The 13,762-nt window shown below is 72.7% G+C and carries 4 protein-coding genes; all 4 read left to right on the top strand.

All coding sequences use genetic code 11. The features are described 5' to 3' along the window. Positions 1-233 precede the first annotated feature (233 nt). Positions 234-1,808 (top strand): ACP S-malonyltransferase, encoded by a 1,575-nt coding sequence (gene fabD / locus CPH93_RS35955; RefSeq protein ID WP_093648436.1) that lies wholly within the window; start codon positions 234-236, stop codon positions 1,806-1,808. An 85-nt stretch (positions 1,809-1,893) separates the two neighbouring features. Further along, complete coding sequence (locus CPH93_RS33035; RefSeq protein WP_093481601.1) at positions 1,894-2,145, top strand: acyl carrier protein; 252 nt, start codon at positions 1,894-1,896, stop codon at positions 2,143-2,145. A 4-nt stretch (positions 2,146-2,149) separates the two neighbouring features. After that, on the top strand, positions 2,150-4,120 hold the full coding sequence (gene asnB, locus CPH93_RS33040) for an asparagine synthase (glutamine-hydrolyzing) (RefSeq protein WP_093481600.1): 1,971 nt from the start codon (positions 2,150-2,152) through the stop codon (positions 4,118-4,120). Between the two features lie 15 nt (positions 4,121-4,135). Next, entirely contained in the window at positions 4,136-13,696 is a 9,561-nt protein-coding gene (locus CPH93_RS33045; RefSeq protein WP_096214955.1) for an SDR family NAD(P)-dependent oxidoreductase, read from the top strand. The last annotated feature ends 66 nt before the right edge of the window (positions 13,697-13,762 follow it).

The raw sequence follows: 13,762 nt of genomic DNA on the forward strand, positions 1-13,762 counted from the left end.
AGCGAACGGCAAGGTCTCGGCAGGGCGTTCGGCAAGGTTGGCGGAAAACCGGTACAGCGAACGGCAGGAATTCGCCAGTGTGAAGGCCAGGCCGCTGCAAGGGGGGTGCTGCAGGATGCCCGTCATCGGAAACCACCGCTGAAGGGGGAGGTCATGAACCCGCCGGACGACTGCCTTGCCGTCACCCGAGAACACTGTGCTGCGGGCCCGGCGTGAGGGCTTCCGCAGCGGGAATGCCCGCCGTGCTCTTCCCCGGCCAGGGGTCCCAGACCCGTGGCATGGGAAGCGACCTCTTCGACCGATACCCCGAACTGACCGCGTTGGCCAGCGATATCCTCGGCTACGATCTCCCGCGGCTGTGCCTGGAGGACCCGGACGGGCGGCTCGATGACACGCGCTACACCCAGCCCGCGCTCTACGTCGTCAACGCCCTCTCCTACCAGGACTCGCTGGAGCGCGGCGAACCCGAGGGCGCGTACCTGCTGGGCCACAGCCTCGGGGAGTACAACGCCCTGCACGCCGCCGGGGCCTTCGACTTCGAGACCGGCCTGAAGCTCGTCCTCAAACGGGGCGAGCTGATGGCCCGGGCTCCGGACGGGGCCATGCTCGCCGTCGTGGGGCCGGACGCGGGTGAGGTGCGGGCCTTCCTCTCGGAGGAAGGCCTGTCGCAGCTCGACGTGGCCAACATCAACACCCCCGTCCAGACCGTGCTGTCCGGGGCCCGGGACGAGATCGAGCGCGCGCACAAGACGCTCGACGCGCGCGGGACCCGGGTCGCCCGGCTGAAGGTCTCGGCCGCCTTCCACTCGCGGTTCATGGCCGCTGCCCGCGACGAGTTCGCCGCCTTCCTCAAAGGCTTCCGGTTCGCGCCCCTGCGGGCCACGGTGATCGCCAACCTCACCGCACGGCCGTACCCGGACCAGGACGTCGCGGCGACGCTGAGCGAGCAGATCTGCGGATCGGTGCAGTGGCTGGACAGCGTCCGCCACCTGCTGGAGCGCACGACCGCCGGCCACTGCCGTGAGGTGGGCGGGGGAGGAGTCCTGACCCGCATGATCCGGCAGATCGACGCGGCCCCCGCCCACGGGGTTCGACAGCCGAAGCCGCAGCCGCCGTCACGGCCACGCCTGTTCTGCGTCGCCTACGCCGGAGGCGACGAGCGCGCCTACGCAGGACTCGCCGAACACTGCCCGGATGTCGACGTCGTGACGCTGGAACGCCCCGGACGCGGCCGGCGCGCCTCCGAGCCGCTGCTGCGCGACCCCGCCGCGATCGTCGACGATCTGCTCCGGCAGCTGCGGGACCGGCTCGACGCCCCGTACGCGCTCTACGGCCACAGCCTCGGAGCCCGGCTGGCGTTCCTGCTCTGTCGCCGGCTGCGTGAGGAGCGGCTGCCCGCACCGGCCCACCTGTTCGTCTCCGGGGAGAGCGGACCGGCGGTCCCGAGCCGGGAACGCCACACCTGGGAGCTGCCGGCCGACGCCTTCTGGGACCACCTCAAGGAGCTCGGCGGAATCCCGGCGGAGCTGTGGGAGCACCCCGACCTGATGGCGTATTACGAGCCGGTCATCCGGGCCGACTTCACCGCGTTGGGCGCCTACCGGCACGAGGACGCCCCGCCGCTGGACGTGCCGGTCACCGCCATGGCCGGCGAGGACGAGTGGTTCACCCGGGCCGACCTGGAGGCCTGGCAACAGGAGAGCACCCGGCCCCTGACCACACACCGGTTCCCCGGTGACCACTTCTTCATCCGGTCCCAGTGGCCCGCGCTGGCCCGGATCGTCGCTGCCGGGCTCGCGGCCCCCTGACGCCGCGCCGGAACAGCGAAGAGTTCACGCGCGCCGGCCACCGGCACGCGTCCCGAATCGACCATCCCGAGGGTGACGGACAGCCATGAAGCAGGAACTCAAGAAGCACATGGAAGAGCGGTTCATGTTCGAGTTCGACTCGGACATCACCGAGGACACCGACCTGTTCAAGGCGGGCATCCTCGACTCGTTCGGCTACATCTCGCTGATGACGCACATCGAGGAGGAGTACGGCGTGCCGCTCGGCGAGGAGATCCTCGGCAACGTCGCGGTCTCGCTGTCCGGCATCGTCGCGTTCGTCGACGCCGCCCGCGTGCGGGCCGCCGGGAGCCGGTGACCCGATGTGCGGCATCGCCGGCTTCTACGGAAGCCCCCTGCCACCGCAGGAATACGAGACCCTGATCCACGGCATGCTCGCCCAGATCGAGCACCGCGGCCCGGACGAGGCGGGCTGCTTCCTCGACGACCGGCTGGCCATGGGCACGGTACGGCTGAGCATCATCGACCTGTCCACCGGCTCGCAGCCGGTCGGCAGCGCCGACGGCCGCTACTGGCTCTGCTACAACGGCGAGTTGTACAACTACCGGGAGCTGCGCGAGCAGCTGACCGCCCGCGGCTTCGCCTTCCGTACCGAGTCCGATACCGAGGTCGTGCTCAACGCCTGGGTCGCCTGGGGCCTGGACTGCCTGCCCCGCTTCAACGGGGCCTTCGCCTTTGCCCTTTACGACAGTGTCACCGGCGAGCTGCACCTGGTGCGCGACCGGTTCGGCAAGCGGCCGCTGTTCGTGGCGCGCCACCGCGGCGCGTGGCTGTTCGCCTCCGAGATGAAGGCGTTCCTGGCCTACCCGGACTTCAGGTTCGCCTTCGACGAGGCACAGCTGGCGTCGGTCTTCGCCACCTGGACCCCGCTGCCCGGCCAGAGCGGATACCGCGGGATCGAGCAGATCCCCATGGGCGAGTATCTGTCCGTGCGCGGCGACGAGGTCCGGCGCGGCCGCTGGGCCACGCTCGACCTGGCCCCGGGCCCGGCCCCGGAGAGCGAGGAGGAGGCCGTCGAGCTCGTCCGCGCGGACCTCGAAGCCGCGGTCGACGTGCGCCTGCGCAGCGATGTCGAGGTCGGCGTCTACGCCTCCGGAGGCCTGGACTCCTCGATCATCGCGCACCTCGCCGCGCAGCGGACGAGCCGCCCGCTGCGGACGTTCTCGATCGAGTTCGAGGACGCCGAGTTCGACGAATCGGCCGAACAGGCCGAGCTGGCCGCACACCTGGGCACGCGCCACTCCACCGTGCGCGTGACCGACGAGGACGTCGTCGACGCCTTCCCCGAAGCCGTCCGGCACGCCGAGGTGCCCGTCTTCCGCACCGCCTTCGTCCCCATGTACCTGCTGGCGGGCCACGTCCGCAGCGAAGGGATCAAGGTCGTGCTCAGCGGCGAGGGCGCCGACGAGGCCTTCCTCGGCTACGGCATCTTCAAGGACACGCTGCTGCTGTCGACCTGGCACGAGCTGGACGACGACACCCGCCTGCGCCGCATGAGCCAGCTCTACCCGTACCTGCGCCACTTCAGCGGTGAGGACGGCCACCGCCGGATGCTCGGCCTCTACCGGCAGTTCACCGAGGAGACCCTGCCCGGCCTCTTCTCCCATCAGATGCGGTTCCAGAACGGCCGCTTCGCCGCCCGGCTGCTCAAGAACGCGGGCGACCCCTTTGCGGCCCTCGGGGAACTCGTGGCCGGTGAGCCCGGCTACGCACAGCTCACCCCCGTGCAGAAGGCCCAGTGGCTGGAGTTCCGCACGCTCCTGAGCGGCTACCTGCTCTCGACCCAGGGCGAGCGCATGGCGCTGGCCCACGGCGTGGAGAACCGCTGCCCCTTCCTCGACCCCGCCGTGGTCCGCCGCGCCGCCTCGGTCAACCTGCGGTTCGGCGACCCCTACGACGAGAAGTACCTGCTCAAGCGCGCCTACGCCGATGTGCTGCCGGAACGGATCGTCAAGAAGGGGAAGTTCCCCTACCGCGCCCCGGACAGCGCCGCGTTCGTCCGCTCCCGCCCGGACTACCGCGAGCTGCTGACCGACCCCGGCACCCTCGACGAGATCGGCGTCCTCGACGCGCGCTTCGTGAAGCGGTTCAGCGACCGCGTCTTCGACAGCCCGCCCGAGCAGATCGGCACGAAGGAGAACCAGGCCTTCGTCTCCTTGGCGTCGACGGTCTGGCTGCACCACTGGTACGTGCGCGGCAACGCCCGCCGCCGGACTCCGCTCGGGGTCCCCCTGTACGTCGTCGACCGGCGCAGCGGCGCCCAGTCGGCCTAGGACGGAGAACGCGCCATGAAGAAGGAGAACGGCGTCCTCGCCGACGACCGGGACATCGCCGTCATCGGCCTGTCCCTGCGGTTGCCCGGCTCGCGCACGCCCGAGGAGTTCTGGAGCCACCTGGCCGAGGGCCGCTCGCTCATCAGCGAGGTCCCCGAGCGCCGCTGGCGAAAGGAGGACCACCTCGGTCACCCGCGCCGCGAATTCAACAAGACCAACAGCGTCTGGGGCGGCTTCGTCGACGACGCCGACTGCTTCGACGCCGACTTCTTCCAGATCTCCCCGCGCGAGGCGCAGTCCATGGACCCGCAGCAGCGGATGGCCCTGGAGATGAGCTGGCACGCCCTGGAGGACGCCGGCTACCGGGCCGACCGCGTGGCGGGCTCCCGCACCGGTGTCTTCATGGGCGTCTGCCACTGGGACTACGCCGAGCTGATGGAGCAGGAAGTCGAGGAGATCGACGCCTACTACCCGACCGGCGCCGCGTACGCGATCATCGCCAACCGGGTCTCCCACCACTTCGACTTCCGCGGACCGAGCGTCGTCAACGACACGGCCTGCGCGGGCTCGCTCGTGGCCGTGCAGCAGGCGGTGCAGGCCCTCCAGGCCGGCGACTGCGACCTCGCGCTCGCCGGCGGCGTCAATCTGACCTGGTCGCCGCGGCACTTCATCGCCTTCGCCAAGGCGGGCATGCTCTCGTCCGACGGCCTGTGCCGGGCGTTCGACGCGAATGCCAACGGCTATGTGCGCGGCGAGGGCGGCGGCATCGTGCTGCTGAAGCGGGCCGCGGACGCCCGCCGCGACGGTGACGCCGTGCACGCCGTGATCAAGGGCATCGGCAGCAACCACGGCGGGCGCACCAGTTCGCTGACCGTCACCAACCCGGCCGCACAGGCCGAACTGATCGCGGGTGTCTACCGCAAGGCCGGCATCGCACCCGAGACCGTCACCTACGTGGAGACCCACGGCCCCGGCACACCGGTCGGGGACCCCATCGAGATCCGCGGCCTCAAGCAGGCCTTCGCCGACCTGGGCGCGGACCGGCCCGGGGAGGCTCCGGCCCACCGGTGCGGCATCGGCTCCGTGAAGACCAACATCGGCCACCTGGAAGGGGCCGCCGGCATCGCGGGCATGCTCAAGGTCATCCTCGCCATGCGCCACCGCAAGCTGCCCGCGACGGTCAACTTCCGCAAGCTCAACCCCCTCATCGACCTCGACGGCAGCCCGCTGTACGTCCTCGACCGCCTCACCGACTGGAACGCCGAAGGGTCCGCACCGCTGCGCGCGGGCGTCAGCTCCTTCGGATTCGGCGGGACCAACGCCCACGTCCTGCTGGAATCCGCGGAGCCGGTGGCCGCCACCGAGGACGCCGGCGAACAGTGGCTGCCGGTGTCCGCCATGGACGAGGAGCGGCTTCGCGAGACATGCGCCCGGCTCGCCCGCTGGGTCCGGACCCGGATGGCGCAGAACGATCCTCCGTCCCTGACCGATGCCGCCCGCACGCTGCGCGAAGGCCGGGTGTCGATGCGCGAGCGCGTGGTGTTCCGCGCAAGCGGCATCGAGGAGTGGGCGGCACAGCTGGAGAGCGTCGCCGCGGGGGACGGCCCGCCCGCGGACTGCCCGCGCGGCCGGGCCGGAACCGAGGCCCCCGACGGCCTGGACGCGGACGATCTGACGGCCCTGGCCGAGCGCTGGCTGGAGCAGGGCCGGTGGGACAAGTTCGCGGCCGCCTGGGCCCAGGGCCTGGCCGTGGACTGGGCACCGTGGCCCGAGCGCGGCCGCCGCGTGCACGTGCCCGGTTACGCGTTCGCCCGCACGCCGCACTGGTTCCGGACGGACCGGAACGAGACGACGGGAAGGCCGGAGCGCGGCGCGACGCACACCGCTCCCGCCCCGCTCGGCGAAGGCACGCCGGAAGGCGGCAGCTGGACCTTCCCCCTGCACTTCGACGCCACCCAGGGATTCGTCCGCGACCACCTCGTCAACGGCGCACGGATCGTCCCGGGCGTGGTGGCCCTGGAACTCGTCACCGTGGCAGCCGAACGGGCCGCCGCCGCAGGTGCCCGGGCCGGGCTGACGCCCCGCATCCGCAACGCGGTGTGGATCCGCCCGCTGCTCGTCGGCGACACCGTGCTCTCCCCGCAGCTCCGCCTGACCCCTGCCGCCGACGGCTACGACTACGCGATCACCGACGAGCACGGCACGCCGTACACCAGCGGCCGGGTCGAGTACGGCGAGGCCGCCGCGGCCGAGAAGACGGACCTTGGCGCGCTGCGCGAGCGCTTCCCCCAGCCTGTCGATGCCGCCGAGGGTTACGCCGCGCTGCGGTCCAGCGGCATCGAGCACGGCCCCGCCCTGCGCGGCCTCCACGCCCTGCACCGCGGTCCGGACGGCGTGCTGGCCGAGCTGCGGCTCCCCGCGGGTGCCCCGGACGGCATGGCGCTGCAGCCCGCGATCCTCGACAGCGCCCTCCTCGCGGCCCTGGCACTCGGTTCGGCCGACGGCGGCTGGCGCAGGCCCGGCGCCCCCGTGGTGCCGTTCGCGCTGGACCGGCTCACCGTGCACGCGGCGACGACCGCGACGATGTGGGCGTGGCTGCGGCCGGCCGGCAGCGGCACGGCAGGCGGCATGGCCAGAGCCGACATCGATCTGTTCGACGGCAACGGCCGGCTGTGCGTGCGCTTGTCCGGCTACACGTCGAGGGAACTGCCCACCGCAGAACCGGCAGCAGTCCAGGCCCCGGAAGGGGAGCTCCTGGAGGTCACCGGCGTATGGGAGGAGGCCCCTGCCCCGGCCCCCGCAGCCGGTCGGGCCACCCCGGCCGGCCCGGTGACGGTGCTCAACGCCGCACTGGACGGCGACCTCGCAGCGGCGAGCGCCGCACGGCTGGGCATGGACATCCGGCAGCTGGCCGTTCCCGCGGAAGCCACCGATGCCGTCGCCATGAAGGCGGCGTTCGAGGCCTGCTACCCGCAGGTCCGGGAACTGCTCGGTGCGGGACGGCACGTGCTCGTCGTCGCCCCGGGCGCCCCGGACTCGCCGGTCTACGCCCCCCTGGCGGCGCTGCTGAAGACCGCACAGCAGGAGAACCCTTCCTTCAGGGGGAGGCTGGTGCTCCTCGACCGCTACGACCCCCGCGACGCCGACCGCTTCGAGCGTGTAGTCAGCGCGGAGGCGGGCGCCGGAGACGACACCGAAGTCGCCTACGACGCCCAGGACCGCCGACTGCGGCACGGCTTCGTGGAACTTCCCCGTGGCGAGGCGGGAGAGAGCCTGCTGCGCGACGGTGGCGTCTACTGGATCACCGGGGGCGCCGGCGGCCTCGGCCTGCTGCTCGCCGAGCGGCTCTGCGAGCGCCGCCGCGCCACGGTCGTCGTCAGCGGCCGCTCGCCGGACAGCCGGGCCATCGAGGCACTGCGGGCCCGGCTGTCCCACGGCGAAGTGGCGTACCGCCGCACGGACGTCACGGACGCGGCCGCCGTGCGGGACGCGGTCGCGGACATCCGCGCGCTGTACGGACGGCTCGACGGCGTGTTCCACGCGGCCGGCGTCCTCGACGACGGCTACCTCGCGAGCAAGCCCCTCGCGGGCACCGCCGCCGTACTCGCGCCCAAGGTGGACGGCGCCGCGTACCTCGACGACGCGACGCGCGCCCACGGCCTGGACTTCCTCCTGCTGTTCGGCTCCGTGGCGGGCGCCTTCGGCAACGCCGCGCAGGCCGACTACGCCGCCGCCAACGCCTTCCTCGACGCGTTCGCCGCACGACGGCAGGCCGCCGGCAGCGTGACCCGCTCCGTCGACTGGCCGCTGTGGGCCGACGGCGGCATGCGCGTGGACGACGCCAGCCTCGCCTACCTGCGCAAGCGCACCGGGACCGTGCCACTGCCGAGCGAGACCGGCCTGGACGCACTGGAGCGCGCACTGCACTCCGCCTCACCGGTCCGCCGCGTGGTGCTCTTCGGGGAGCGGTCCAAGCTGCGCGGATACGCGGGCCTGGACCGCGTCGCGAAGCCGGAGCCGCGCACGTCCGGGGTGCAGCGGAACACGGCCGCGCCGGCCGTCCTGGAGGAGAGCGAACTCGTCGCCCGTACACAGGACCTGCTGCGGAACCTGTTCGCCGAGGTGACCCTGCAGGACGCGGAGCACATCCTGGCCGAGGAGAAGCTGGAGACCTACGGCATCGAGTCGATCTCCATCGTCGAGCTGACCAGCAAGCTGGAGGACACCTTCGGCTCGCTGCCCAAGACGCTCTTCTTCGAGTACGTCGATCTGCGGGGCGTGGCCGGCTACTTCGTCGCCGAGCACCGTGACCGGCTCCTCGAACTCTTCGCCCCCGAAGCACCCGCGCCCGAGGAGGCCGCCCCGGAGGGGCCTGCCGTCGAGGAGCCGCCCGCGGCCGCGCCCACCCCGGCCGCCCGGCCGTCCGTGGAGGCCGCCGCCGGGCGCGCCCGCCCGGCCTGGGCCGATCCGGAGCGCCACGACATCGCGGTCATCGGTATGGCAGGCCGGTACCCGGGCGCCGACACCCTGGAGGAGTTCTGGGAGCTGCTCAGCGAGGGCCGGCACAGTTTCGAGCCCGTCCCGGAATCGCGGTGGCGGCACAGCGACATCTACTTCGACGAGCGTGACGTCGACGGAAAGACCGTCGTCAAGACCGGCACCTTCCTGCGGGACGTCGAGGCGTTCGATCCGCGCTACTTCAACATCTCCCAGCGCGACGCCGAGCTGCTGTCCCCGGAGGTCCGGCTGTTCCTGCAGGCGGGCGTGACGGCCCTGGAGGACGCGGGCTACTCACGTGAGACGCTGCGGCGCCGCTACGACGGCGACGTCGGCGTGCTCGTCGGCTCGATGAACAACAGCTACTCGCTCTACGGCTTCCAGAACATGCTGATGCGCGGTACCGCGACCAGCGGCAGCGAGCTCGGCGTGATGGCGAACATGCTGTCCTACCACTACGGCTTCACCGGGCCGTCCGCGTTCCTCGACACCATGTGCTCCTCTGCGTCGGCGTGTGTGCACCAGGCGGTGCGGATGCTGCGCAGCGGCGAGTGCCGCATGACCGTCGTCGGCGGCATCAATCTGATGCTGCACCCGTTCGACCTCATCGCGACCTCGCAGGCGCACTTCACCACCAAGTCGGCCGAAGTCGTGCGCAGTTACGGCCTCGGCGCCGACGGCACGATCCTCGGCGAAGGCGTGGGCACGCTCGTGCTCAAGCCGCTGGCCGAAGCCGTCGCCGACGGCGACCACATCTACGGCGTGATCAAGGGCAGCGGCATGACCAACGCCGGGGTCCGCAACGGCTTCACGGTGCCGAGCCCGCAGCAGCAGGCCCGCGCCATCGAGAAGGCGCTCGACGACGCCGCCGTGGACGCGCGCACGATCAGCTACCTGGAGGGTCACGGCTCGGCGACCTCCCTCGGCGACCCCATCGAGATCAAGGGCGCCGCCCTCGCGTTCGGCCGGGACACCCAGGACCTGGGGTTCTGCGCGCTGGGCTCGGTCAAGTCCAACGTGGCGCACCTGCTGTCCGGATCCGGCATGGCCGGCCTGACCAAGGTGCTGCTGCAGCTCAAGCACCGCACGCTGGCGCCCTCGCTGCACGCCGGGACGCTCAGCTCGGCGATCGACTTCGAGAAGACCCCGTTCGTGGTGCAGCGCCACCGCGACACGTGGCGGCGCCCCGTGGTCGGCGGCGAGGAGGCGCCGCGCCGGGCAGGCGTCACGTCCATCGGCGCGGGCGGCATCAACGTGCACATCGTCGTCGAGGAGTACGACGGCCAGGTCGTCGCCGCACCGGACAGCGGACGCCCGCGGCTGCTGGTGTTCTCCGCCATGACGCCCCAGGCCCTGCAGACGGTGCTGCGCGCCATGCACGAGCACGTACGGGAGACCGCACCGGGCCTGGACGCCCTCGCGTACACCCTGCAGACCGGCAAGAACGAACTGCCGTGCCGGCTGGCCTTCGTCGCGGACGACATCGCGGACGCGCAGGCCCGCCTGGCCCGGCTGTCCGCGGTGGACTGGACGGCGGAGTCACCCGGCGTGCCCGCAGACGTGCACTTCACGGCGAGCACGCTGCGGCGCCGGCGCACCGCCGACGCGGCGACCGTCGAACAGGCCCTGCGCGACGGGAAGCAGGCGGAGCTGGCGCAGCACTGGGCGGACGGCGCGAGCGTCGACTGGGACCTGCTGTGGCCGGCGGGAAGCCGCCCGGCCAAGCAGTCGCTGCCCGCCTACCCCTTCGACAAGGTGCGCTGCTGGTACCCCGAGGACGACGACGCGCCCAGCGTGCTGCGGCCGCTCGCCTTCGCCCGGCGCGCGCACCCCTGGGTCGGCGTCAACGCCTCGGACCTGGGCGGTGTGCGCTACACCCTCCGGCTGCGCGGCGACGAACTCCTCGACTACGTCTACACCGTGGGACGCAAGCGCCGTTACGCCACCGTGGCGCTGCTGGACGCGGCACTGGCGTTCGCGCGGCTCGCCGGGCTGGAAGGGCCGCTGCGGTTGCGGAACGCGCAGTGGGCCGCCCTCCCGTCGCCCGCGGACACCCCCGAGACGTTCACCTGGCGGCTCGGCACGTCCGGCGACGGCGCGCATCGCGTCGAGCTGTGGCACGCCGACGAGTCCACGCTCCGGTTCGCCGCCGACGTCGTACCGTCCGCGCCTGCCGAAGACGCCTCGATGCCGCAGATGCGCAGCGCGCCCGCGACCCTCGACCGGGACGGCTTCTACGCCGCGCTCGGCACCGCGGGCCTCGACGCCCGGCCGTACGCGCGCAGCGTCGAAGGGGTCACCGAACTCGACGCCCACCGGCTGCTCGTACGGGTCGCCGAACCGGCCATGTGCCAGGACCCGCACAAGCAGCACGTGCACCTCCCGGCCTGGGCGCTCGCCGGGCTGGTCCAGGGTGTTCAGCACGCGTGGGGCCGGACCGACGCCACCGTGGTGCGGGTCGGATCCGTGCAGGGCGAGCAGTGGGAGCGCACCCGGGCGATCGTGCTGGCGCGGACGTCCGACGCCGTCTTCCATGCGGCTTTCCTCGACGAGGACGGCAGCGTGCTGGGCCGGATCGAGGACGCCGAGTTCACACCGGGCGACCTTGAGCCGGCACTCCCCGGCGAGGCCGGCGCAGCACTCGTGGCACTGCCGCAGGCGTCGCGTGCGGTGCTGCGGACGCCGGTCGGTACGGGGGAGCGGCAGCAGTCGGAGGCCGTGCGGCCGGCGGTCGAGCCGTCCGGGACCGTGCCGGCGGTCGCGGACGGGCCGGCGGCGCTCGTCGCGTCACTGCGCGAGACCGTCGCCAACCTGCTCAAGTTCGACCTGGCCGACATCGACCTCGACACGCACTTCCACGCGTACGGCTTCGAGTCCATCGCGCTGGCCAAACTGGCCTCGGAACTCAACGGCATCCTCGGCACGGACCTCACCCCCGCCGTCTTCTTCGAGTGCGCCGACATCCGCAGCCTCGCCGAGTACCTGCTCGACCGCTACGGCCCCGAGCTGAGCCTCCCCACGAGCGCCGACGCATCCACGATCACCGACGCACCCACGATCACCGACGCACCCGCGCCGGTCGCCGCCGCCCAGCCGTCCCCGGTGCCGATGCCGGCGCCCGGGCCGGACGACGACGCGGTGGCCATCGTCGGCGCTGCCGGACGGTTCCCCGGCGCGGACGACCTGGACACCTTCTGGCAGCAGCTGCGCGCGGGCGAGGACCTGATCGCCGACTACCCCGGCGACCGCTTCGACGGCGGCCCCTACGCGGATGTCGTCGCGCGGGCGGACTTCCCGAAGTTCGCCGGCCGGATCGAGGGCGTGGACCGCTTCGACGCGGACTTCTTCCACCTGTCGCGGCTGGAGGCGGAGCTGATGGACCCGCAGCACCGGCTGGCCCTGGAGACCGTGTGGGCCGCGCTGGAGAACGGCGGCTACGCCCCGGCGCGCCTCCCCGAGAACACCGGGGTCTACTTCGGCGTCTCCGGCAGCGACTACCACCACCTGCTCAACGCCAGCGGCGTGGCACCCGACGGCTTCACCGCCACCGGCAACGCCCACTCGATGCTGGCCAACCGGATCTCCTACGTCCTGGACGTGCACGGGCCGAGCGAACCCGTCGACACGGCCTGCTCCAGCTCGCTCGTCGCGCTGCACCGCGCCGTCGAGCACATCCGGTCGGGCCGGTGCGAGATGGCCATCGCGGGCGGTGTCAACCTGCTGCTGAGCGTGGACACCTTCGCCGCGACGCACATGGCGGGCATGCTCAGCCCCGACGGCCGCTGCAAGACCTTCTCCGCCGGAGCGGACGGCTACGTCCGCTCCGAGGGCGTCGCCGCGGTGCTGCTCAAGCCGCTCGCCCAGGCGCAGCGGGACGGCGACGCCATCTGGGGCGTCGTCCGGGGCAGCGCCGAGAACCACGGCGGCCGCGCCGGTTCGCTGACCGCCCCCAACGGCAAGGCGCAGGCCGCCCTGATCCAGGACGCCATGCGCGGCATCGACCCGGACAGCATCGGCTACGTAGAGGCGCACGGCACCGGCACCGGCCTGGGCGACCCGGTCGAGGTCAACGCCCTCGACAGTGCCTACCGCGCGCTGCGCACCGCCGAGGGCAGGCCGGCGCATGCGGCCCGGCCGTGCGCGCTCGGCTCGGTGAAGACCAACATCGGCCACGCGGAGTCGGCCGCAGGCCTGGCCGGCGTGCTGAAGGTGCTGCTCGCCATGCGGCACCGCGAGCTCCCGCCGACCTTGCACTGCGACCGGCTCAACCCGCACCTGCCGCGCGACGGCGGATTCGAGGTCGTACGCGAACTGCGCCGCTGGGAACCGCGCACCGACGCCACCGGGCGGCCGTGGCCCCTGCGGGCCGGAGTGAGCAGCTTCGGCTTCGGCGGCGCCAACGCCCATGTCGTTCTCGAAGCACCGCCCGTACCGCCCGCACCGGCGGAGCCGGCCCGCCCGACCGCCCCCCAGGCCATCGTGCTGTCCGCCCGCGACGGCGACCGGCTGCGTGCCACGGCCGGACGACTGCGGGACTTCCTCGACCGGGCGCGCCGCGACGGACACGCCCCGGACCTGGCGGACCTGGCGTTCACCCTCCAGGTGGGCCGGGAGGCCATGGAACGGCGCCTGGGCTTCGTCGTCGGAAGCATGGACGACCTGCTCGGCACGCTGGACCGGTTCCTCGCGGGCGACGAGCCCGCCGGCTGGCACACCGGCGGCATCAGGCGGTCGCGGGGCGCCGGAGTGCGGCGCAAGCCGGAGCAGGCCCCCGAGGTGACCCGGTCCCTCCATGACGGACGGCTCGACCGGGTGACGGCCCTGTGGTGCGACGGAGCCCCGGTCGACTGGCAGGCGATGCATCCCGCAGGCGAGCGCCGCACCGTGCGGCTGCCCGCGTACCCCTTCGCCTGTGACCGCTACTGGGTGCCCGCGGGCGACACAGCCCCCGTCCCGCCGCCCGCGGTACCCGTCCAGCCCCCCGCGGCCGAGCCCGCGTTCGAGACCGATGCCCGTGCGGCGCTGCTCGACGCGGTCCTCGACGGCCGTGCCGGCCCGGACGCCCTGAGCAGGACCTGACGCTTCCCCCTGCCTCCTCCCCGGACCGGGCGGCCCGGCCGCCCCGTGACCTGGAACGGAATGAAC

This window comes from Streptomyces sp. 2323.1, assembly GCF_900221035.1.
GTDB lineage: Bacteria > Actinomycetota > Actinomycetes > Streptomycetales > Streptomycetaceae > Streptomyces > Streptomyces sioyaensis.